Annotated in this window: 21 protein-coding genes and 1 tRNA gene; 12 read left to right on the top strand and 10 right to left on the bottom strand. The window is 68.0% G+C overall.

Translation table 11 applies throughout. From position 1 onward, the window contains the following. Positions 1–44 precede the first annotated feature (44 nt). Together queA and tgt are read left to right on the top strand one after the other, a co-directional pair. A complete protein-coding gene (gene queA, locus QOZ99_RS08525) occupies positions 45–1,130 on the top strand; it encodes a tRNA preQ1(34) S-adenosylmethionine ribosyltransferase-isomerase QueA (RefSeq protein WP_306889534.1) in 1,086 nt (361 codons plus the stop codon). Continuing rightward, the gene (gene tgt, locus QOZ99_RS08530; protein ID WP_306889535.1) at positions 1,127–2,272 is read left to right on the top strand and encodes a tRNA guanosine(34) transglycosylase Tgt; all 1,146 of its coding nucleotides are present in this window, start codon (positions 1,127–1,129) and stop codon (positions 2,270–2,272) included. Before queA ends, tgt begins: the two co-directional genes overlap by 4 nt. A gap of 92 nt (positions 2,273–2,364) precedes the next feature. On the opposite strand, the gene wrbA is transcribed toward tgt, so the two are convergent. After that, a complete protein-coding gene (gene wrbA, locus QOZ99_RS08535) occupies positions 2,365–2,964 on the bottom strand; it encodes an NAD(P)H:quinone oxidoreductase (protein ID WP_306889536.1) in 600 nt (199 codons plus the stop codon). A gap of 291 nt (positions 2,965–3,255) precedes the next feature. On the opposite strand from wrbA, the gene QOZ99_RS08540 reads away from it, so the two are divergent. The 3 genes from QOZ99_RS08540 (at position 3,256) to QOZ99_RS08550 (ending at position 5,003) form a co-directional block, all read left to right on the top strand. Continuing rightward, positions 3,256–3,331, top strand: a tRNA-Lys gene (locus QOZ99_RS08540). Positions 3,332–3,876: 545 nt separating this feature from the next. After that, on the top strand, positions 3,877–4,353 hold the full coding sequence (locus QOZ99_RS08545) for a helix-turn-helix domain-containing protein (protein ID WP_306889537.1): 477 nt from the start codon (positions 3,877–3,879) through the stop codon (positions 4,351–4,353). A 467-nt stretch (positions 4,354–4,820) separates the two neighbouring features. Then, the gene (locus tag QOZ99_RS08550; protein WP_306889538.1) at positions 4,821–5,003 is read left to right on the top strand and encodes a hypothetical protein; all 183 of its coding nucleotides are present in this window, start codon (positions 4,821–4,823) and stop codon (positions 5,001–5,003) included. A 225-nt stretch (positions 5,004–5,228) separates the two neighbouring features. Here the strand turns inward: QOZ99_RS08550 and QOZ99_RS08555 are convergent, their stop codons facing one another. Then, positions 5,229–5,615, bottom strand: coding sequence for an A1S_2505 family phage non-structural protein (locus QOZ99_RS08555; RefSeq protein ID WP_306889539.1), 387 nt, complete (start codon positions 5,613–5,615; stop codon positions 5,229–5,231). A gap of 132 nt (positions 5,616–5,747) precedes the next feature. Here QOZ99_RS08555 and QOZ99_RS08560 point away from each other — a divergent pair, with 132 nt between their 5' ends. Beyond that, complete coding sequence (locus QOZ99_RS08560; RefSeq protein WP_306889540.1) at positions 5,748–6,041, top strand: hypothetical protein; 294 nt, start codon at positions 5,748–5,750, stop codon at positions 6,039–6,041. 11 nt (positions 6,042–6,052) lie between these two features. On the opposite strand, the gene QOZ99_RS08565 is transcribed toward QOZ99_RS08560, so the two are convergent. After that, the gene (locus QOZ99_RS08565) at positions 6,053–6,703 is read right to left on the bottom strand and encodes an alpha/beta fold hydrolase (RefSeq protein WP_306889541.1); all 651 of its coding nucleotides are present in this window, start codon (positions 6,701–6,703) and stop codon (positions 6,053–6,055) included. A gap of 128 nt (positions 6,704–6,831) precedes the next feature. On the opposite strand from QOZ99_RS08565, the gene QOZ99_RS08570 reads away from it, so the two are divergent. Further along, positions 6,832–7,125: a DUF2218 domain-containing protein gene (locus QOZ99_RS08570; protein WP_306889542.1), complete on the top strand. Its 294-nt coding sequence runs from the start codon at positions 6,832–6,834 to the stop codon at positions 7,123–7,125. A 9-nt stretch (positions 7,126–7,134) separates the two neighbouring features. On the opposite strand, the gene QOZ99_RS08575 is transcribed toward QOZ99_RS08570, so the two are convergent. Then, a complete protein-coding gene (locus tag QOZ99_RS08575; RefSeq protein WP_306889543.1) occupies positions 7,135–7,401 on the bottom strand; it encodes a sulfurtransferase TusA family protein in 267 nt (88 codons plus the stop codon). A gap of 197 nt (positions 7,402–7,598) precedes the next feature. On the opposite strand from QOZ99_RS08575, the gene mobB reads away from it, so the two are divergent. Next, positions 7,599–8,135 carry a molybdopterin-guanine dinucleotide biosynthesis protein B gene (gene mobB, locus QOZ99_RS08580; protein ID WP_306889544.1) on the top strand — a complete coding sequence of 179 codons (537 nt, stop codon included), beginning with the start codon at positions 7,599–7,601 and terminating at the stop codon, positions 8,133–8,135. On the opposite strand, the gene mobA is transcribed toward mobB, so the two are convergent. The 3 genes from mobA to recG all read right to left on the bottom strand — a co-directional run bounded on the left by mobA (position 8,120) and on the right by recG (position 11,257). After that, entirely contained in the window at positions 8,120–8,731 is a 612-nt protein-coding gene (gene mobA, locus QOZ99_RS08585) for a molybdenum cofactor guanylyltransferase MobA (protein ID WP_306889545.1), read from the bottom strand. The two genes, mobB and mobA, sit on opposite strands and share 16 nt — an antisense overlap. Beyond that, positions 8,728–9,069, bottom strand: a complete 342-nt coding sequence (locus tag QOZ99_RS08590; RefSeq protein ID WP_306889546.1) for a YbaN family protein — start codon at positions 9,067–9,069, stop codon at positions 8,728–8,730. Before QOZ99_RS08590 ends, mobA begins: the two co-directional genes overlap by 4 nt. 106 nt (positions 9,070–9,175) lie before the next feature. Next, entirely contained in the window at positions 9,176–11,257 is a 2,082-nt protein-coding gene (gene recG, locus QOZ99_RS08595; protein WP_306889547.1) for an ATP-dependent DNA helicase RecG, read from the bottom strand. Between the two features lie 302 nt (positions 11,258–11,559). Here recG and QOZ99_RS08600 point away from each other — a divergent pair, with 302 nt between their 5' ends. Then, the gene (locus tag QOZ99_RS08600; protein WP_183191158.1) at positions 11,560–11,856 is read left to right on the top strand and encodes an FAD assembly factor SdhE; all 297 of its coding nucleotides are present in this window, start codon (positions 11,560–11,562) and stop codon (positions 11,854–11,856) included. Between the two features lie 13 nt (positions 11,857–11,869). Next, positions 11,870–15,385, top strand: a complete 3,516-nt coding sequence (mfd, locus tag QOZ99_RS08605) for a transcription-repair coupling factor (RefSeq protein ID WP_306889548.1) — start codon at positions 11,870–11,872, stop codon at positions 15,383–15,385. A 78-nt stretch (positions 15,386–15,463) separates the two neighbouring features. Here the strand turns inward: mfd and QOZ99_RS08610 are convergent, their stop codons facing one another. Next, positions 15,464–15,796 (bottom strand): hypothetical protein, encoded by a 333-nt coding sequence (locus QOZ99_RS08610; RefSeq protein WP_306889549.1) that lies wholly within the window; start codon positions 15,794–15,796, stop codon positions 15,464–15,466. Between the two features lie 201 nt (positions 15,797–15,997). Beyond that, positions 15,998–17,698 (bottom strand): extracellular solute-binding protein, encoded by a 1,701-nt coding sequence (locus QOZ99_RS08615; protein WP_370876824.1) that lies wholly within the window; start codon positions 17,696–17,698, stop codon positions 15,998–16,000. Between the two features lie 332 nt (positions 17,699–18,030). On the opposite strand from QOZ99_RS08615, the gene QOZ99_RS08620 reads away from it, so the two are divergent. Next, positions 18,031–18,831, top strand: coding sequence for an invasion associated locus B family protein (locus QOZ99_RS08620; RefSeq protein WP_306889551.1), 801 nt, complete (start codon positions 18,031–18,033; stop codon positions 18,829–18,831). Between the two features lie 178 nt (positions 18,832–19,009). Here the strand turns inward: QOZ99_RS08620 and hspQ are convergent, their stop codons facing one another. Beyond that, on the bottom strand, positions 19,010–19,345 hold the full coding sequence (gene hspQ, locus QOZ99_RS08625) for a heat shock protein HspQ (protein WP_306889552.1): 336 nt from the start codon (positions 19,343–19,345) through the stop codon (positions 19,010–19,012). Between the two features lie 163 nt (positions 19,346–19,508). Here hspQ and QOZ99_RS08630 point away from each other — a divergent pair, with 163 nt between their 5' ends. Next, positions 19,509–20,468 (top strand): AEC family transporter, encoded by a 960-nt coding sequence (locus QOZ99_RS08630; protein WP_306889553.1) that lies wholly within the window; start codon positions 19,509–19,511, stop codon positions 20,466–20,468. Positions 20,469–20,483: the final 15 nt, after the last annotated feature.

Below are 20,483 nucleotides of genomic sequence, written 5' to 3' on the forward strand. Positions count from 1 at the left end.
GCGCGAGCGTGCTCCGGGATCGCTGTTTCTGGAACTGCCGGATCATGCGCGTCGACCTGTTCGATTTCGAGCTGCCGCCCGACTGCATCGCGCTGCGCCCCGCTGCGCCGCGCGATGCGGCGCGGCTGCTGGTGGTGCGCCCCGGCGCCGAGCCCGAGCTGACGGACGCGCAGGTGCGCGACCTGCCGGACCTGCTGGCCCCCGGCGACGCGCTTGTGGTGAACGACACCCGCGTCGTCCCCGCGCGGCTCGACGGCATCCGCCGGCGCGCCACTTCGCAGGGCGAGGGCGTGCAGGTGGAAGCGATGCTGCACAAGCGCCTCGGCCCGGATCTGTGGCTGGCGCTGGCCCGCCCGGGCAAGCGCCTCGCGGTCGGCGACGTCATCGAGTTTGCACCGCCGCAAGGGGTGCAGCGGCTGGTGGCCAACGTGGAGGCCAAGGGCGAGGGCGGGGAGGTCACGCTGCGCTTCGCGCTGGCCGGCGTGGCGCTCGACGCCGCCATCGCCGCCATCGGCCATATTCCGCTGCCGCCCTATATCGCCGCCAAGCGCCCCGACGATGCGCGCGACCGCGCCGATTACCAGACCATGTTCGCCAGCCAGGAGGGCTCGGTCGCCGCGCCCACCGCCGGCCTGCACTTCACGCCGGAACTGGTCCGCCGGCTTGAGGAGCGCGGCATTGCCACCCACCGCGTGACCCTGCATGTGGGCGCCGGCACCTTCCTGCCCGTGAAGGCGGACGACACCGGCGGTCACCGCATGCATGCCGAATGGGGCGAGGTCTCGCTTGAGACCGCCGATGCGCTGAACGCCGTGAAGGCGCGGGGCGGGCGGGTCGTCACGGTCGGCACGACAGCGACGCGCCTTCTGGAAAGCGCGGCCGCGGAGGATGGCACGCTGGCACCCTGGCGCGGCGAGACCGACATCTTCATCACGCCGGGCTACCGCTTCCGCTATGTCGAGGGGATGCTGACCAATTTCCACCTGCCGCGCTCGACGCTGGTGATGCTGGTCGCCGCCTTCATCGGCCACGGCCCCCAGAAGCGCGCCTATGCCCACGCCATCCGCACCGGCTACCGTTTCTATTCCTATGGCGACGCCTGCCTTTTGCTGCCACAAGCCCGCTCATGACCAACCTTGTTCCAACTGAATTCCATTACCGCCTGAATGCCACCGACGGCGCGGCGCGCCTCGGCGAGGTCGTGACGCCGCGCGGCATCGTCCACACGCCGGCCTTCATGCCGGTCGGCACCGCCGCCACCGTCAAGGGCATGTATCCCGCACAGGTGCGCGAGCTTGGCGCCGACATCGTGCTCGGCAACACCTATCACCTGATGCTGCGCCCCACCGCCGAGCGGATCGCCGAACTTGGCGGGCTGCATGCCTTCATGCGCTGGCCGCACCCGATCCTCACCGATTCCGGCGGCTTCCAGATCATGTCGCTGGCCAGCCTGCGGAAGATGAACGAGAAGGGCGTCACCTTTCGCTCGCATATTGACGGCAGCTATCACGAACTGTCCCCCGAGCGTTCGGTCGAGATCCAGGGCCTGCTCGGCTCGGACATCCAGATGCAGCTGGACGAGTGCGTGCGGCTGCCCGCCAGCCGGGAGGAAATCGCCCGCGCGCTGCAACTGTCGCTGCGCTGGGCCGAGCGCTCCAAGAAGGCGTTCGAGAGCCAGCCGAAGGGCCGGGCGCTGTTCGGCATCGTGCAGGGCGGCGACGTGCCGGCGCTGCGCGAGGAATCCGCGCGCGGGCTCATCGATATCGGCTTTCCCGGCTATTCCATCGGCGGCCTCGCGGTCGGCGAGCCGCAGGAGGTCATGCTGGCCATGATCGAGGCGGTGGCGCCGATCCTGCCGAGCGACAAGCCGCGCTACCTCATGGGCGTGGGCACGCCCGACGACATTATCGAGAGCGTGGCGCGCGGCGTCGACATGTTCGACTGCGTGATGCCGACCCGTGCCGGCCGTCACGCGCAGGCCTTCACCCGCTTCGGCAAGATCAACCTGAAGAATGCGCGCCACGCCAGCGACCCGCGCCCGCTGGACGAGGAAAGCGACTGCCCGGCCGCGCGCGACTATTCCCGCGCCTATCTCCACCACCTCATCCGCTGCGACGAGATGCTGGGCTCCATGCTGCTGACCTGGGTGAACCTCGCCTATTACCAGAGCCTGATGAAGGGCATTCGCGCGGCGATTGCCGAAGGCCGGTTCGAGGCCTTCAAGGCGCAGGTGAAGGAAGGCTGGGCGAGCGGCGATATTCCCGCCCGCTGAGCCCGCCTCAACGAAAATGGCCGGGCGCAGGGCCCGGCCATTCCTGGATGTCACTCAGCCCGAAGGTTTCAGGCCGATAGGCCTGAGGCCGATCAGCCGTGCAGCTTGCCGGCAATGGTGGCGACATGCTTGCCCTGGAAGCGGGCCCCGTCGAGTTCGATCTGCGAGGGCTGGCGCGAACCGTCGCCATCGGTGATGGTCGCGGCGCCGTAGGGCGAGCCGCCCTTGATTTCATCCAGGCCCATCTGGCCCTGGAAGGCGTAGGGCAGGCCGACCACGACCATGCCGTGATGCAGCAGGGTGGGGATAAAGCCGAGGATGGTGGATTCCTGGCCGCCATGCTGGGTGGCCGAAGAGGTGAACACCGACCCGACCTTGCCGACCAGCGCACCGGTGAACCACAGCCCGCCCGTCTGGTCGATGAAGCTGCGCAGCTGCGAGGTCACCGTGCCGAAACGGGTGCCCGAGCCGAAGATGATGGCGTCGTAATTCTTCAGGTCGTCGACCGTGGCGATCGGGGCGGCCTGGTCGAGCTTGAAGTGGCTCGCCTTGGCGACCTCTTCCGGCACGGTCTCGGGCACGCGCTTCACGTCGACCGTGGCGCCCGCCTCGCGCGCACCCTCGGCCACCGCATGGGCCAGCGTTTCGATGTGACCATAGGACGAGTAATAAAGGACGAGGACTTTAGCCATTTTGCAGCTCCTGGATCGGGTCGCGGGGATCGGGTTACGGGATATTGGCCGTGGCCCCGCCAAATTCGATGGCCGAAAGCTAGCCGCGCTGCAGGCATACCGGAAGCGGTATGTCCGACAGGACATCCTTGCGATAATGCAATTGCGAAAAGTGCGGGCAGACGCGCCTACTCCGGGCCCGCCGCCGCCCGTCGGCGGGCCGGGCCTCGTGCTCGCCTGTGCGTTGCGACAAAGCCGCGCCTCGCCCGGCTTGCCATCCGCCGGGGAAACCCTTAAGCCCCCTGTGCGTGGGAGCCCGTAGCTCAGCCGGTAGAGCACGTGACTTTTAATCATGGGGTCTCGGGTTCGAATCCCGACGGGCTCACCACGTTTTGCCCGCCGAATATCTCCCGTCGAACAGGAGCGCCCTCGTCCTGGCGGGCTATAGCGAGCCGGCGCCTTTGGCAGTGATCGCCGGTACCTTTGGCAGTGGCTATAGCGCGCCGGTATGGCGTGCCGGCATTTTTTGAAGTGTCATGCAGCGCCGCGTAGTGTCCCAAAGGCCAATGGCGACGGGGTGCGCTCCGAATCTTGTAACCCGCCGCGCACAGGCGGTTGCCAGACGTAACGTCATGCACATAACAATAATGACCCAACGGCCGGAGGGTACGGTGAGCGAGGCAAACAAGACGGTACCTGAGGACCCCGAGCGCGCGCGGCGGATGGCGGGCGATGCCGTCTCCTACTTCCTTGCCGTGACCATTTGGTCGTGTCAATGATGTTCAGTCGCTTCGCAAAACGACTGAACGGTCTATCGCGACCAATGCCTCATCAAGCTTTTGATTACGTTCAGCATTTTGCCTTTGCGAAATATGAGGCGAAATCGCCTCGCGTACTTTGCAGAACGGTGTTTTTTATGCGAAGGGACCGCCCGTGACGGTTGGAGCGCGAATCAGGGCGTGGCGAGAGGGGCAGAAGCTCACGCTCGCCGATCTCGCCGACCGTTTGGATATTGATATCTCGACGCAGACACTTGGGCGCTATGAGCGGGGCGCGAGACAGCCTGACGCCGAGTTCCTTCAAGCCCTCGTTCGGCTTGGATGCGATGCGGCTTGGCTGCTGACGGGCGTTCGGGGGTCGACCGATGATCGGCCGGAACCGTGGCAGCGTTTTTCCCCCGACGCCGAGTTGTTCGGGCGCATCACCGACATGATCGTCCGGACCTATCGTGACCTCAACATTCCGCTGGCGCCGGTCGATCTCGGCCGCATGACCGCGCAGAAATACGCCGTTATCACCGAGGCGACGGAAGACGCGGCCGAGCGCTTTACAATGGTCAAGCTGGTCGGCGTTCAGCTGCGCAACGAGCTCACGACATCCGAACCCGGCACCGGCAAACGCTTGGCCTGAGATTGATCATTGCCCAGCAGTCAACCATTACGAGAGCGATGGTATCCTGTTGGTTTAAATGCCCACTGCCTATGCATTAGATAGGCCCGCTTGATCGTGCGAAAAGGAAACCGCCCATGAGGCTTGCTGCTTTTGCTGCCACACTGTTCTTCGCCGGCTCTTCACTGCCGATCGCCGCTGAGGACATGGGTGTAATGGGCGCTGATGGCGTGATCCGACCTCAGTCTGCGGCAGAGGCAATGCCGTAGCGCGCGCCGGCAGAGCGTTTTCTGCCCCGCATCATTCTCAAGCCCAAACAGGACGTTGCAAAGGTTCTCGGCGCCCCGAAGTCCTGCGCAAAGGGAAAATACGGCGAAAAGTGCCAGTATCGCGGCGGCCAAGTGGAGATTGTCTAAATCGACGGTCGCGCGGACTGGATCACCTACAACGATCCGGCCGGCGTCGGCTTCTATCCCGCCGCGCTGACGATGCTCGGCCTCGATTGCCCTGTCGACACCAACAAGATCACCGCCGCCGTCGACAGTTTCGGCTGGAATGGCACCTGTCCCGGCCTGCACTCGGCCACGATCTTCGCTGGCGCCGGCTCCGCGCCCGGCGAACCCCACAATCGCCGCCTCGGCTACGTCTATCTCAAGGCTTTGACGCCATAAGCGATCACGATCACGGCCATTTCGGTCGCTGGATGGTCGCCCGCCGGCCATTCTGACGGTCCACTGCCAAAGGTTCTGTCATTTTTGATCGGATTTGGCGCCGTCGCTGCCAAAGGTGCACCCTATGGGGATTGTCGCGCGCACCCTTGCGCCTCAATGGTTTCCGTCGCCTCTGCGCTGGCGCTCTCTACTGCCAAATGAACGGGCCCCCTATACGGGCCGGCCTTAAGTCCGCGCCGGATCGGCAGCGGGGGACGGGGCGAGGATGGTGCGGAATTCCTCGGGCAGGGCGATATTGGCCGGCGCGTCGCGGAACAACGGCGCGATCTCTGCCGGCGTATAGCCGCCGGGTGCGCAGCCGATCGGCGTCAGTTCGAAGGTGAGGTCGGGCCGCGCCGCGACGAAGGTAAGGAAGCGGCGTACATATTTGCGGATCTCCTTGAGTGGCAGCCGCTGGATGTCCCAATCCATGACCGGAATGGCGAAGCTGGTGCCGGTGAGGCCAAAGGCCGCGCCCCATTCGGCATCGCGATTCTCATAGGCCCAGCGCGCCGCGCCGCTGGCATGAATCCCCGAGAGATTCGATCCGAATACAAAAACCGGCCGCGCCATCGTCTGCCTCCGTCAGTCTAGCTGAGCCCCGTGGCAGGGGCCGGGCTCAAGGGTTGGCCGTTGGCGGGGCAAGGCCAGCGGGAAACTTTTCGGGCCGCTGCGGCGTTAGAGCAAGCAGCGGTGGAGGGGGCCATGAATGCCAGGATTGTGGCTGGGCTGTGGGCGGGCGCGATGGTGATGGTGCTGGCATCCGGCGCCGGGCTCGCCCAGAATGCGGGCGGTTCCACCGGGGCGGGTGGCTCCACCCCCGATCTCTCGGCGGGCACGTCGACCGCGCCCTCGCGCCCCGTGCCCCGTACCGGCGTTCGCCAGCCGCCCCCCGGCCCGGCGCCGCAGGGCGCGGCGGCGCAGGTCATGCTACCCGACTGCTCCCCACCCAGTTGCGGCACGCCGCTGATCATGGGCCCCGCACGCGCCAGGCGCTGATCACTGTCCGCTCAGTGTCGCGTCATCGAATCCAGCGTCGTGATGACGAACTGGTGGAACCTGTCCATCGTGTCGATGCTGGTGTGGCTGATGTCCGGCACGTCGGAGAGATCGAAATTCTCCAGCTGGCCGCCATAGCCCGGCACCGCCTGGACCGGGCGGCCGAAACCGTCCTTGGCCCAGAAGTTGATGAACACCGCGACATTGTCCGGCACCGGCCCCGGTTCGGTGGCATCGAAGGTCACGCCGAGCACGATGGGCACCCCGCGCGCGCGCATCGCGGTTGCCACCTCGATGACCGCGTTGGCGCCGAGCGAATGGCCGATGAGGACCACCGGGCCGGTGTGCCCGCCCGACGCCCGTGCGGCGACCTGCTGGATCACCGTTTCGGCTTCGTCCCAGTTTTGGATTTCCACGGTATAGCCGCGCGCGGCGAGTTCCTGCGCGAGCTTGTCCATGCCGAGCGAGAACACGCCGAACAGACCGCGCAGGAGATAGACATGGGTATCGGCGCGGGTCGGCAGCGGCGCGTTGCCCTTCGCGGTGGGCGGGGCACCGGCCCAGGGCGGGCGCGTCAGGCTCGGCTGGGCCTCGGCCGGGGAGGCGAGGCCGGCAGCGGCGATCAGCAGGGCGAGGGCAAAGGCACGGCGTGACGGTTTCATTCCGCTCCCCGAGGCGCGATATCCATTTTGCCACCATGTGGCCGTGCGCACGGGATTTTGTCCACCATCCCCCGCGCGCCGGGCTACCTTCCCGCGCCCGCCCCAGGGCATTGCTTCGAGGAATTCCCATGCCCATCACACAGGCCGAGGTGCCCACTCTTCATGCCAGCCGCTACCTGCAGCAATTGTGCAAACACTGGGCGCACAAGCTGGAGGTCGCGTTCACGCCCGAACAGGGGCAGGTGACGCTGCCGGAGGGCGCGCGGGTGCACATGCGGGCGCTGCCCGGTGCGCTGGACCTGCGCATCGAGGCGCCGGACGGGCCGGTGCTGGAGCGGATGAAGGATGTCGTCGCCCGCCATCTCGACCGCTTCGCCTTCCGCGAGGCGCCGCTGCCGTTCGACTGGCGCGACGGGGCGTGAACCATCGGCCTACGGGCCGGCCTTGCGGATATGGAAGACCAGCGGCAGCGCGGCGGTTTCCTGCGCTTCGAGCACATGGCCGGTCGTGTGCACCAGATGGGGAATGTCGATCACCGCCATGGGGTCGGTGCATTCGACACGAATACGGGTTCCCGCCGCGGCGCGTTCCAGCGCCCGGCCCGTGTGCAGCGCGGGCAGGGGGCATTTCAGCCCCCGCAGGTCCAGCCGGACGATGTCGCCGGGCAGGGCCGGCCGTTCCGCGCTGCTCTCGCTCATTCCGCTCCCCGTTTCTCGCTGCGGCCGATATCGATGTCGGGCATGTCCGCGCGTTCGGCAACCGCAAAGAAGGGGCGCGGCGTCGAGGCTTCATCGACCGTGCCGATGGCGTCATGGCGATCCACGCCTTGACTTGGTGGCGCCGGCGCAGGAACTGGCGGGAGAGACGCTGGCGCGGGAGACACGGGGAGAATGACATGCGGCTGATCGGCTTTGCGGGCTGGAGTGGCGCCGGCAAGACCACGCTGCTGGCGCGGCTGATCCCGGTGCTGGTGGCGCGGGGGCTCACCGTTTCCACCATCAAGCACGCGCATCACAATTTCGATGTCGATACGCCGGGAAAGGATTCCCACACCCACCGCGTCGTCGGCGCCCGCGAGGTGCTGGTCGCCTCCGCCAATCGCTGGGCGCTGATGCACGAACTGCGCGGCGCGCCGGAGCCGGAGCTGCCGGACCTGCTGGCCCACCTCGCCCCGGTCGATCTCGTGCTGGTGGAGGGCTTCAAGCGCGACCATCATCCCAAGATCGAGATCCACCGCGCCGAAATCGGCAAGCCGTTCATTCACCCCGACGACCCCCATATCGTGGCCATCGCCTCGGACAGCCCGCTGCCGGAGGCGGCGCTGCCCGTGCTCGATCTGAACGATGCCGAGGCGGTGGCCGATGCTGTCGAGCATCACGCCGTGACGCTCGACAGCATCGCATGGCGTGTCGCCGATCACGCGGCGGGATAAGCTTGCAGGATCTGCTCGGCCGCCGCGAAATCCTCCGGCGTGTTGAGGTTGAGAAACGGATCATAGGGCATGACGGGCCAGTCGACGGCCACGGCCCCCGCGCGCGCCAGCCAGGCATCCACCCGGCGGATGCCCTGCTCGACCAGAAGGTGGCGCAACGCCCCGCGCGCCGCGATATTCCACAGCCCGATCACGCCATGCGCCCGCCCGCCGGACGTCGCGCAGGCCGCTCCGTCAGCGGCCGCCGCCGCCAGCCGCGCTACGAGGTCGGCGGGGAGAAACGGGCAGTCGGCCGGCACGGTGAGCAGGTAACGCGCCTGCGGCATATGCTCGGCCACATGGTCGAGCCCGGCGAGGATGCCGGCCAGGGGCCCGGGCGTATCCGGCAGGCTGTCCGGCACCAGCGGCAGATCGAGGCCGAAGCGCGCCGCCGGGCCATTGGCGTTGAGCAGCAGCGCATCCACCTGCGGGCCGATGCGGCGGTGGATTCGGGCCAGAACCGTGGCGCCGCCGAGCGGGCGCAGCGTCTTGTCGCCGCCGCCCATGCGCCGCGACAGGCCGCCGGCGAGGATGAGGCCGACCGGTCCTGATGTCACCGGGTCGGCCGGGTGAGCAGAAAGGCGGACACCGCGACGAAGGTCGCGCCGATCATGCCGAGCACCGGGGTCGACAGGCCGAGCAGCAGCAGGACGCCGAAGCTCGCCGCCATGCTCCCCGTGGCCACGAATTGCGCCCAGCGCGGCACCGCGCCGTTCTCCCGCCAGGCGACGACGGAAGGGCCGAGGCGCGGATGGGTCAGCAACCAGTTCTCGAAGCGCGGCGAGGAGCGCGAGAACAGCCAGGCGGCGAGGATGAGGAACACGGTGCCCGGCAGGCCCGGCAGGATGATGCCGAGAATGCCGACGCCAACGCACACCCAGCCAAGCGCAAACATCGCCCAGCGCATGGGTGACGTTACGGAATATTCATTCTGCTTTTTGTCATCGCGGGGATCCATCTGAGCCGTGCGCGCAAGTCCTTCCATCGTTGTCTCACACTCATCAGCCGGCACCGAGAAGCTTCACGGCGACATCACGCTCAAAGATGTGTAGCAAAACTCGGAGCGCGGCTCCACGCTCGCCGACTAGATCGGAATCATTCCGAACCACGTCTGCCGCGTCTTCGCGGGCGCGGGTGAGAAGATCGCCATGGACATCGAGCCGGGCGAGGCGGAAGCCGGGGAAGCCGCTCTGCCGGGTGCCCAGCACGTCGCCCTCGCCGCGCAGCCGCAGATCCTCCTCGGCCAGGAAGAAGCCGTCCTCGGAATGGCGCAGCGCCTCCAGCCGCTGGCGGGCGATTTCGCCGAGCGGGCGGCGGTAGAGCAGCAGGCAGGTCGAGGCGGCATCGCCCCGCCCGACCCGCCCGCGCAGCTGGTGCAGCTGGGCAAGGCCGAAACGCTCGGCATGCTCGATGACGATGATGCTGGCCTCCGGCACATCGACCCCGACCTCGACCACGGTGGTCGCCACCAAAAGCTGGGTCTCGCCGGCCGCGAAGGCGGCCATGGCGGCATCCTTCCCGGCGCCCTTCATCTTGCCGTGCACGAGGCCGACCTTGTCGCCGAAATGCATGGCCAGTTCGGCAAAGCGCGCCTCCGCGGCGGCGAGATCGGAAGTCTCCGATTCCTCCACCAACGGGCAGATCCAGTAGGCCCGCCGCCCTTCGGCCAGCGCGACGCCCAGCCGGGCGACCACGTCGTCGATCCGGTCGGAAGGAATGGCGCGGGTGTCGATCGGCTTTCGCCCCGCCGGCTTCTCGCGCAGCTCGCTGGAATCCATGTCACCGAAATAGGTGAGCACCAGCGTGCGCGGGATCGGCGTCGCCGTCATCACCAGCACGTCGACTGCCTCCCCCTTGGAGGCCAGCGCCAGTCGCTGGTGCACGCCGAACCGGTGCTGCTCGTCGACAATGGCCAGCGCGAGATCGCGGAATCGCACCCCCTCCTGGAACAGCGCATGCGTGCCGATGACGAGATCGACCTCGCCCTGCGCCAGCGCCGCGAGAAGGGCGTCGCGGCTGCGCCCCTTCTCCCGCCCGGTCAGCAGCGCGACCGTGAGCCCGGCGGCCTGCGCCAGCGGGGCGATGGTCTTCATGTGCTGGCGGGCAAGAATTTCCGTCGGCGCCATCAAGGCCGCCTGCCGGCCGGCCTCGATCACCGTGGTGGCCGCGAGCAGCGCCACCACGGTCTTGCCGGAGCCGACATCGCCCTGCAGCAGGCGCAGCATGCGGTCATTCGAGGCGAGATCGGCGCGGATCGCCGCCAGCGCCTCGCTCTGCGATCCGGTGAGCGAGAAGGGCAGGGCGGTCAGAATGGCGCGCGCCAGCCGGCCATCGCCGAGGCTGGGACGGCCGACCTGCCTTGTGGTGCGTGCCCGCACCAGCGCCAGCGCCAATTGCCCGGCGAGCAGCTCGTCATAGGCGAGGCGGCGCCAGGCCGGGCCCTCGGGCGCGGCGTCCTGCGAATCGTGCGGCTGGTGCACCTTGGCGAGCGCGGCGTGGAAGCCGTAGGCCGGCTCGGCTGCCTGCCATTCCGGCAGGTCGCCCGTGTGCGCCAGCGCCGCCTCGACGGCGCGGCGCACATGGCCGTGGCCGAGCCCCTCCACCAGCGGATAGACCGGCTCGATCGGCGGCAGCTTGGCCAGCCCGGCGGCATCCACCACCCGGTCGGGATGGGTCATCTGCATCATGCCGTCATAAAGCGTGACGGTGCCCGATATCCAGCGCGTCTCGCCGACCGGCAGCAGGCGCTCCATCCAGCTGCGATCGGCCTTGAAGAAGGCCAGCACGATGTCACCCGTCGCGTCATGGGCATAGACGCGATAAGGCGCGCGCGAGCCGGGCGGGGTCGGGGCGTGGCGGTCCACATGGATTTCCAGCGTCACCACCGTATCGGGCACCACCTCGGCAAGTGTGGGGCGGGCCCGCCGGTCGATGGTGGAGGCCGGCAGATGCATGAGCAGGTCGAGCACCCGCGCGCCCTCCTCCCGCCCGAGCAGGCGGTTGAACGACTTGGCGAGCTTCGGGCCGATGCCCGGCAGGCCGGTGATCGGGGCGAAATAGGAATTGAGAATGTCCGGCCGCATGATCGGGGAAGGTGGACGAAGGCGGCGCCCGGTGCAATGCGGCGGGGGAACGGCGTGAGGAATCCTGCGCGGAATTCCGCATCGATGCGGGGCGCGTACGGCTTGTCCGGGAAGCAGAGGACCCCATTTCCCGGACACGCGACGCCGCAGGCGGCGCGTCGATCCGGGATCCAGCGGAAACCCTTTTGCATTGCCGTGGTCAGATGAATGCAGGTCCTCGCCCAATGCCTACCTGACAGAGCGGGCAGGGCGCGCTAAACACTCGCCCTTTCCCGGCCTTGAGGCACGAGCAGCGAGCACAGATGACCGGAACCACCCTTTCCAGCGCGGGGCTGGATCCCCGCCGCCGCCGCATCCTGTTTCGCGCCTGGCATCGCGGCACGCGCGAGATGGATCTGCTGATGGGGCGTTTCGCCGACGCGCACCTGCCCACGCTCAGCGAGCCGGACGTCGCCGACTTCGAATTGCTGATCGAGGTGGAGGACCCGGACCTGTTCGGCTGGCTCGGCAGCGGCACGCCGGAGCCCGGTTTCGACACACCCGTTTTCCACCGCTTCCGGCAGTTCCACCTGTCGGGTGAGGGCGTTCCCGAGATATGAAGACCCCGCACGCATGAAGACGCCGCTCTCCACCCTCTCCACCCGCCTCGCGCCGGGCCGCACCCTCACGCTCGCCAATGTGCCGGGCGGCATGGAAGGGCTGGTCGTGGCCGACCTCGCGCGCGCGTTGGCCGCCCGCGAGGATGCCCCTTGGCCGACGCTCATCGTCATCTGCCGCGATGGCGAGCGCATGGGCGAACTGGAGCGCGCGCTGTCCTTCTTCGCGCCCGGCGTCGAGGTGCTGCCATTCCCGGCCTGGGACTGCCAGCCCTATGATCGCGCCTCGCCGCATGGCGACATCGTCGCCCGCCGCATGACGACGCTGGCCCGCCTTGCCCGCGTGAAGGGCCGTGCGGCCGGCTCCATCGTGCTGACCACGGTCAACGCGGTACTGCAGCGCGTGCCGCGGCGCCAGATGGTGGCGACGCAGTCTTTCTCGGCGGCGCCGGGCAATGCGCTCTCGCTCGACGAGGTGGTGGCCTGGGCCGAGGTGAACGGCTTCATGCGCAATTCGACCGTGCGCGACACCGGCGAATATGCCGTGCGCGGCGGCATTGTCGACCTGTTCCCGCCGGGACTGGCGGCGCCGGTGCGGCTGGACTTCTTCGGCGACACGCTGGAATCGATCCGCTCCTTCGACCCCGAGACCCAGCGCACGGCGATGCAACTGCGCGCGCTCGATCTGGTGCCGATGAGCGAATTGCAGCTCACCACCGAGACCATGCGCCGCTTCCGCATGGCCTATATCGCCCAGTTCGGCGCGGCCCAGCGCGGCGACCTGCTCTATGAAGCCGTGAGCGAGGGCCGGCGCTATCCCGGCATGGAACACTGGCTGCCGCTGTTCCATGAGGGGCTCGACACGCTGTTCGACTACGCGCCCGATGCGCCCATCGTCATGGAAGCGCAGGGCGGGGAGGCGGCCACCTCCCGGCTCGACCAGATCGCCGACTATTACGACGCCCGCCGCCACGGGCTGGAGCACGGCGGCGGCGCCTCGCCCTACAAGCCGCTGCCGCCCAACGCGCTCTACCTCACCGCCGAGGAATGGGAGCGCCGGCGTGGGGCGGCGGCCAACATCGCGCTGAGCGCCTTCGCGCTGCCCGAATCGAAGGACGTGCTCGACCTCGACGGCCGCCCCGCGCGCTCCTTCGCGCCCGAGCGGGCGGATCCCGACGCCGCGCTGTTCCAGATCGCCGCCGACTATCTGCGCGACACGGCCCGGAAGAAGCGCACCATTCTCGCCGCGTGGTCGGACGGTTCGCGCGATCGCCTCGCCACGGTGCTGGCCGACCACGGGCTGAAGGGCACGCAGACGGTGGGCACGCGCGACGCCGCGGAGGCCCTGCCCAAGGGCGTCATCGCCCTCGGCGTGCTGGGCATCGAGAGCGGCTTCGAGACCGACCAGCTGGCGGTGATCGGCGAGCAGGACATTCTCGGCGACCGCCTCGTGCGCCCCAAGCGCAAGGCGCGCCGGCCGCAGGATGTCATCGCCGAACTCACCTCGCTCACCGCGGGCGATCTCGTCGTGCATGTCGACCACGGTATCGGCCGCTTCGTCGGGCTGAAGACCATCGAGGCGATGGGCGCGCCGCACGACTGCCTCGAAATCCACTATGCGGAGGGCTCCAAGCTCTTCCTGCCGGTGGAGAACCTCGAACTGCTGTCGCGCTACGGCTCGGAGGACACCGAGGCGCAACTGGACCGGCTGGGCGGCGGCGGCTGGCAGGCGCGCAAGGCGCGGATGAAGAGCCGCATCCGCGAGATGGCGGCCGAACTGATCAAGATCGCCGCGCAGCGTCAGCTGCACGAGGCGCCGCGCCTCGTGCCCGCGACCGGCATCTATGACGAATTCCGCGCCCGCTTCCCCTATGAGGAGACCGAAGACCAGGAAGCTGCCATCGAGGCGGTGTTCGAGGATCTCGGCTCCGGCCACCCGATGGACCGGCTGGTGTGCGGCGATGTCGGCTTCGGCAAGACCGAGGTGGCCCTGCGCGCCGCCTTCGCGGTGGCGCTGAACGGCAAGCAGGTGGCCGTGGTGGTGCCCACCACGCTGCTCGCGCGCCAGCACTTCCGCACCTTCTCCGCGCGCTTCAAGGAGCTGCCCGTCGTGGTGCGGCAGGCCTCGCGGCTGGTGACGGGCAAGGAGCTTTCCGACACCAAGAAGGGGCTGGCGGACGGCACGGTCGACATCGTGGTCGGCACCCATGCGCTGCTCGGCAAGTCGATCGCGTTCAAGGATCTCGGCCTCGTCATCGTCGACGAGGAGCAGCATTTCGGCGTCGCCCACAAGGAGAAGCTGAAGCAGCTGCGCGCCGATGTGCACGTGCTCACCCTTACCGCCACCCCGATCCCGCGCACGCTGCAACTGGCCATGACGGGCGTGCGCGAGCTGTCCATCATCGCGTCGCCCCCGGTCGACCGGCTGGCGGTGCGCAGCTTCGTCACCCCGTTCGATCCCTTGATCGTGCGCGAGGCGCTGCTGCGCGAGCGCTATCGCGGCGGGCAGAGCTTCTATGTGTGCCCGCGCATCGAGGACCTCGGCGAGGTGAAGGACTTCCTCGACAAGCAGGTGCCCGAGGTGAAGGTGGCGGTGGCGCACGGCCAGATGGCGGCGTCGCAGCTGGAAGAGATCATGTCCGCCTTCTATGACGGGCAGTTCGACGTGCTGCTCTCCACCACCATCGTGGAATCGGGCCTCGATATCCCGACCGCCAACACGCTGATCATCCACCGCGCCGACATGTTCGGCCTCGCCCAGCTCTACCAGCTGCGCGGGCGCGTCGGCCGCTCGAAGACGCGCGCCTACGCCATCTTCACCCTGCCCACCGAGAAGGCGCTGACCACGCAGGCCGAGCGCCGCCTCAAGGTGCTGCAGTCGCTCGATACGCTGGGCGCCGGCTTCCAGCTGGCCAGCCACGATCTCGACATTCGCGGCGCCGGCAACCTGCTCGGCGACGAGCAGTCGGGCCACATCAAGGAAGTCGGCTACGAGCTTTACCAGGAGATGCTGGAGGAGGCGATCGCCAACCTCAAGGCGGGCATCACCGCGCCGGTGGCCGACAAGTGGTCGCCGCAGATTTCCATCGGCACGCCGGTGCTGATCCCGGAAGACTATGTCGCCGACCTGCATGTGCGGCTCAGCCTCTACCGCCGGCTGGCGGATCTGGAGACCGAGGCGGAGATCGAGTCGATCGGCGCCGAGCTGGTGGACCGCTTCGGGCCCTCGCCCGAGGAGGTCGACCAATTGCTCAAGCTGGTGCGGATCAAGGCGTTCTGCCGCCGCGCCAATGTGGAGAAGGTCGATGCCGGCCCGCGCGGGGCGGTGCTCACCTTCCGCGACGGGCGCTTCCCCAACCCGGCGGGCTTCATCGCCTATGTCGGCAAGCCGCATGTGGTGGCGAAGATGCGGCCGGACGGCAAGGTCGTGTTCTCGGAAGACTGGCCGGACGCCAATGCGCGCCTCAAGGGAACGACGCAGATCCTGCGGGAGCTGGCGAAAATCGCCGAGCAGGGCGCCCGGGCCGCCTGATGTCTTGACGCCGTGGCGTCGTCCCGGACGGCCGGCAGGCCGATCCGGGATCGCTCGCGCAAGGACGCGCGGGAGGCCTCAGAACGGCGTGCCGGAGATTGGCCCGTCATAGGCGCCGTCGCTGTCGGGCAGGATGTCCGCGTCATTGTCCGAGCCGGGCCCGGAAAAGTCGGGCGTGTCGCCGCCGGCCTGGTTCATGTAGTCCTGGCTCTTGTCGGAGCCGGGCTTGTCCGGCAGCGGGCCGTAATCGAGATAGTTCGGGTTGTTGATCGTCGGGATCTTGATCTCCACCCCGCCCTCGCCACCGGGCTGCGGCTGGGCATGGGGATGGACGGTGATCGACTGCTGGGCGCTCGCGGGAACCGCGCCGGCGGCGCAGAGCCCGATCACGAAAAGCGCAGCGTAACGCATGGGCGAACTCCACATCATCGCGAGGCTGGCCGATGCCGCCCTTGCCTTGCGGCGGGCGTGCTGCAGCCGCCCTTAAGGAACCTTTTCCGGCGAGGCTGTCCAGCCCTTCATGGCAAGAGGGTCAACGAAACCGGCGCGCCGTGGCCCGCTTTCCTCATCCCTCCCATCCCCTCGGGTCATGCCGCACGCGCAATTTGGGGCTCAGCTGCCCGGCATGCGCCACCAGCTTTCCGCCAGCGTGCCGTTGAGCGAAACATCCTTCGGCCGCTCGATCCGCCGCCAGCGGGCGATCCAGTCGCCCGGCGTGTAGAACAGCGGCAGCGAGAAGCGGGCGGAGATCAGCACCCGGTCGAGCGCGCGCACCGCCGCGACGAAACCGTCGCGCTCGCGCTCCGCCAGCAGCGCCGCGATCATCGCGTCCGCGGCGGGGCTCTTCAGTCCCATGAAATTGCGGGTGCCCGGCGTGTCGGCGGCCTCCGAGCCGAAATAGAAGGCCTGCTCGTTGCCGGGCGAAAGCGACTGGCTCCAGATATAGGGCACCATGTCATAATCGTAACTGCGCTTGCGGCTCTCGAACTGCACATTGTCGACCAGCCGGATGTTCAGCCCGACGCCGGCCCGCCGCAGCATGCTCTGATAGGCGATGGCGAGGCGCTCCTGGTCCTTGGTGCCGACCAGAACCTCCGGCGCGAACGGCCGGCCGCGCGGATCCAGCAGCGTGCCCCGGCGCAACTGCCAGCCCGCCTCGGCAAAGAGATCCAGCGCCCGCTTGAGCTGCCCCCGGTCGCGCCCCGAACCGTCGGAGGCCGGCGGGCGCCACGTGCCGTCCATCACGGCGGGCAGCACCGCATCCGGGAACGGGGCAAGCAGCTCGCGCTCGCGCGGCTCCGCCGGCCGGCCCAGCGCGGAAAGCTCGGAAGCGTCATAGAAGCTGCCATTGCGCCGGAAGAGGCCGAAATAGAGGTTCTGGTTGGCCCATTCGGCATCGAACAGTTCCACCATCGCCGCGCGCACCCGCACGTCCGTGAACATCTCGCGCCGCATGTTGAACAGCAGCGCCGAATAGGCCTTCGGCCGCCCGTTGCCGACCTCCTCGGTGACGATCCGCCCGTCGCGCACGCCGGGAATGTCATAACCGGTCTTCCAGCGGCCGGGGTCGGTCTCGAAGCGGATATCGTAGAGCCCGCGCTTGAACGCCTCGAACTGGCCGTTCACATCGCGGTAGAAATCATAGCGCAGCGTGTCGACATTGAAATTACCGCGATTGACCGGCAGGTCGCGGCCCCAATAGGCGGGGTTGCGCGCCAGCGTCACGCTTTCGCCCGGCTTCACCTCCACGGCGGTATAGGGCCCGCTGCCGAGCGGTGGCGTGAAGCTGGTCTGGTCGAACCTCGCCTCGTCGGTCGCGTGGCGGGCCAGCACGGGCATCAGCGCGAGGATGAGCGGCAGTTCGCGGTCCTCCCCTGTGAAATCGAAGCGGATCGACAGCGGTCCCGTCACTTCGGCCCGCGCCACCTTGCCGTAAAAGCTGCGATGGTTGGGCCGGCCCTTGCTGCGCAGCAGGTGGAAGGAGAACAGTACGTCCTCCGCCGTCACCGGGGCTCCGTCGGAAAAACGCGCGCGCGGATCGAGGGTGAAGGCGACATAGCGCCGGGCCTCGTCGGTCTCCACCGTGCGGGCGATCAGGCCGTAGCAGGTGAACGCCTCGTCCGGCGAGCGCGCCATGAGGGCCTCGACCACGTTCCAGCCGACAATGGGCGGAACCGTGCCGCGCACGATGAAGGGGTTCAGGCTGTCGAAGCCGCCGACCACGCCCTGAACCAGCCGCCCGCCCTGTGGCGCCTGCGGGTTGACGCTGGCATAATGGGCGAACCCGGGCGGGTAGAGCGGCGCCCCGTGCATCGCAAGGCCGTGCTGCGGGCCCGCGAGAGGTGCGGGCCGGGATGTCGCGACAACCTGCGCGCGCGCGGAACCGCTCATGAGCACGCCCGCGCCGGCAATTGAACCATTGCGCAGGAAGGCGCGTCGGGTGATATCGGACACGCTTCCGCTCCTTGGCCACCACAGATTCGACTCGCGCTTACGTCAGCATGTCTAGCACGAACGGATGTCCGCACATGGCCACGGGTCACTGTCTCGCCTCAATTGGGCCCGAGACACCCCGTGTCCCCACGCTGGCGTCGAGACGTCCGTCAACCTCAATCCCGTTGCGGGCCGAACGACAGGAATAAGATATGATCAAACGCTCGACACTCGCGCGCAATGTGGCTGGCGCCGTTCTGGTGCTGGCGCTCACCGGCACCGCCGCCTACGCCCAGTCTCAGCAGCCCGCCCAGCCCGCGAAACCCGCTGCTCCGGCGAAAACCGCGCAGACCAAGCCGGCCGCCAATGCCCCGGCGCCCGCCCAGGCCCAGCCGGCGGCCCCCGCCGGCCAGCAGCAGGCCGCTGCGCCGCAGATCCCGGCGATCCCGATCCCGTGGGTGAAGCGCTGCCAGGAAGAGCCGTCGATCAAGAAGGAGGTCTGCAACATGGAGCAGACCATCATCACCGATACCGGGCAGTTCCTCGTCCGCTTCGGCATTTTCGAGATCAAGGACGACCCGAAGAAGGCGTTCATCGTCTCCTTCCCGACCGGCCTCCTGCTGCGCAACGGCTTCCGCGTCGCGCTCGCCAATGAGCAGCCCGTGCTCGGCACCTTCATCATGTGCGACCAGCAGGTTTGCCGCGGCGACATCCAGGTCGACCAGGGCTTCATCGACCGCATGAAGAAGGCGCCCGGCCTGACGCTGCAGGTCGCCAACGCGGTCGGCCGCATCATCAGCTACCCGATCGGTCTCGGTGACTTCGCCAAGATCTATGACGGCCCGCAGACCGACCCGAAGGTGTTCGACGAGCAGGTCAAGAAGATCCAGGACCAGGTCAAGGCCCGCCAGGACCAGGTGAAGTCCGAAGCCGAGGCCCGCGAGCAGCAGACCAAGGCCGGCCTCGAGAAGCTCGGCGCCGAGAAGCTCAAGGGCGCCCAGCCCGCGCAGTGAGCTTCGCGCTCCCCGAGGTGGCTCCCCAAGGAGCGCTTCCAAAGGGGCGCTCCCAAAGGGGCGCTTCCCGGGTTCACGAACATGAACGCCCGGCCAGCTGGCCGGGCGTTTTCATTTTGCGGCAGTCGATTCCCATTTCGGGCCAGCCACCCGCGCCCGGGCGGCCGTGCCGGGCGGGCTATTGCAGCCGTTCGCTGCGCACCCGCCAGCCGCCATCGCCATCCGCCACCAGCATCTCCTCGACCTGCGGATGGCGCACCGGCTCGCCCGAGGTGTCGAGTTCGAGATTCTGCTCGGAGACATAGGCGACGTATTCCGTCTCCGCGTTCTCGGCGAGCAGATGGTAGAAGGGCTGGTCCTTGGTGGACGGGCGGATGTTTTCGGGGATCGAATCCCACCACTCATCGGTGTTCGAGAATTCGGGATCGACGTCGAACACCACGCCGCGGAAGGAATAGTGGCGATGGCGGACAACCTGTCCGATACGATATTTCGCCTGCCGCTCCTTCATCATCCCGTCCGCCTTTCCTGTGGCGCGACCCGTACGGGTCGTGTGGGGGCCTGTCAACCGGGCAGCCCGTTCTGCGCCCATGCCCAATGATCATGCAACGAGCGTGCCCTGCACCGCCTTTCAAACAGCAATTGACCGTTCCGGGGTAACTCGGTAGCCAAGCGCCATGGCCGACGTCCTGGCGCTAGCGCTTCCGTTTTTCGGAGTCATTTTCCTCGGCCTCGGCTGCGGCCGGTTCGCGCGCATCCCCGAGAGCGGGCTCGCCTGGCTGAGCTTTTTCATCATCTATGTCGCCCTGCCGGCGCTGTTCTTTTCCCTGGTGGCGCGCACGCCGTTCCACGAACTGACCAATGGCCGCTTCATCGCCGCCACCACGCTCTCGACGGCGACCTGCTTCGCGCTCTCGCTCGCCGTCGGCCTGTGGCTCCGGCGCGGCAACCTGCCCGAGGCGACGATCGCCGCGATTCTGGGCTCCTATGCCAATGTCGGCTACATGGGCCCCGGCCTGACGCTCGGCGCGCTGGGCGCGGGCGCGTCGGTGCCCACCGCGCTGATCTTCGTGTTCGACAGCCTGTTCTTCTTCACCATCGTGCCGATCCTGATGGCGATCGGCGGGCGCGACCGGCACAGCCTGGGGGCGACCGCGTGGCTTGTGGTCCGCCGGGTGGTGACGCACCCGTTCAATGTGGCCACCTTTCTCGGCGTGTTCGCCGCCTATATCGAGTTCCACCCGCCGGCGGCGATCGAGAAGACGCTGGAATTCCTGCGCAACGCCGCTGCGCCCTGCGCGCTGTTCACGCTCGGCGTCTCGGTGGCGCTACGGCCGATGAACCGCATGGCGAGCGAGGTGCCGGCGCTGCTCTTCATCAAGCTCGTGGTGCATCCCGGGCTGGTCTGGCTGGTGCTGACGACGGTCGGCGGCTTCGATCCCGTGTGGATCGCCACGGCGGTGCTGATGGCCTGCCTGCCGCCCGCGCTCAACGCCTTCATCATGTCCAAGCAGTACGATACCTATGTCGAGGGCGCTTCCGGCGGCGTGCTCATCGGCACCGTCGTCTCGGTGCTGACCGTGACGCTGATGCTCTATGTGCTCCAGCACGACATGCTGCCGCTGGCCCTGCGCTGACGCGCTTTCCAATCG

This window comes from Ancylobacter amanitiformis, assembly GCF_030814815.1.
In the GTDB taxonomy this organism is placed as follows: domain Bacteria; phylum Pseudomonadota; class Alphaproteobacteria; order Rhizobiales; family Xanthobacteraceae; genus Ancylobacter; species Ancylobacter amanitiformis.

Excerpts from the sequence above, each read along its gene's own strand:
- queA (WP_306889534.1), top strand. The coding sequence starts at position 45 with ATGCGCGTCGACCTGTTCGATTTCGAGCTGCCGCCCGACTGCATCGCG.
- tgt (WP_306889535.1), top strand. The coding sequence starts at position 1,127 with ATGACCAACCTTGTTCCAACTGAATTCCATTACCGCCTGAATGCCACC.
- wrbA (WP_306889536.1), bottom strand. The coding sequence starts at position 2,964 with ATGGCTAAAGTCCTCGTCCTTTATTACTCGTCCTATGGTCACATCGAA.
- QOZ99_RS08550 (WP_306889538.1), top strand. The coding sequence starts at position 4,821 with ATGCTCGGCCTCGATTGCCCTGTCGACACCAACAAGATCACCGCCGCC.
- QOZ99_RS08555 (WP_306889539.1), bottom strand. The coding sequence starts at position 5,615 with ATGGCGCGGCCGGTTTTTGTATTCGGATCGAATCTCTCGGGGATTCAT.
- QOZ99_RS08560 (WP_306889540.1), top strand. The coding sequence starts at position 5,748 with ATGAATGCCAGGATTGTGGCTGGGCTGTGGGCGGGCGCGATGGTGATG.
- QOZ99_RS08565 (WP_306889541.1), bottom strand. The coding sequence starts at position 6,703 with ATGAAACCGTCACGCCGTGCCTTTGCCCTCGCCCTGCTGATCGCCGCT.
- QOZ99_RS08570 (WP_306889542.1), top strand. The coding sequence starts at position 6,832 with ATGCCCATCACACAGGCCGAGGTGCCCACTCTTCATGCCAGCCGCTAC.
- QOZ99_RS08575 (WP_306889543.1), bottom strand. The coding sequence starts at position 7,401 with ATGAGCGAGAGCAGCGCGGAACGGCCGGCCCTGCCCGGCGACATCGTC.
- mobB (WP_306889544.1), top strand. The coding sequence starts at position 7,599 with ATGCGGCTGATCGGCTTTGCGGGCTGGAGTGGCGCCGGCAAGACCACG.
- QOZ99_RS08590 (WP_306889546.1), bottom strand. The coding sequence starts at position 9,069 with ATGTTTGCGCTTGGCTGGGTGTGCGTTGGCGTCGGCATTCTCGGCATC.
- recG (WP_306889547.1), bottom strand. The coding sequence starts at position 11,257 with ATGCGGCCGGACATTCTCAATTCCTATTTCGCCCCGATCACCGGCCTG.
- QOZ99_RS08600 (WP_183191158.1), top strand. The coding sequence starts at position 11,560 with ATGACCGGAACCACCCTTTCCAGCGCGGGGCTGGATCCCCGCCGCCGC.
- mfd (WP_306889548.1), top strand. The coding sequence starts at position 11,870 with ATGAAGACGCCGCTCTCCACCCTCTCCACCCGCCTCGCGCCGGGCCGC.
- QOZ99_RS08610 (WP_306889549.1), bottom strand. The coding sequence starts at position 15,796 with ATGCGTTACGCTGCGCTTTTCGTGATCGGGCTCTGCGCCGCCGGCGCG.
- QOZ99_RS08615 (WP_370876824.1), bottom strand. The coding sequence starts at position 17,698 with ATGCACGGGGCGCCGCTCTACCCGCCCGGGTTCGCCCATTATGCCAGC.
- QOZ99_RS08620 (WP_306889551.1), top strand. The coding sequence starts at position 18,031 with ATGATCAAACGCTCGACACTCGCGCGCAATGTGGCTGGCGCCGTTCTG.
- hspQ (WP_306889552.1), bottom strand. The coding sequence starts at position 19,345 with ATGATGAAGGAGCGGCAGGCGAAATATCGTATCGGACAGGTTGTCCGC.
- QOZ99_RS08630 (WP_306889553.1), top strand. The coding sequence starts at position 19,509 with ATGGCCGACGTCCTGGCGCTAGCGCTTCCGTTTTTCGGAGTCATTTTC.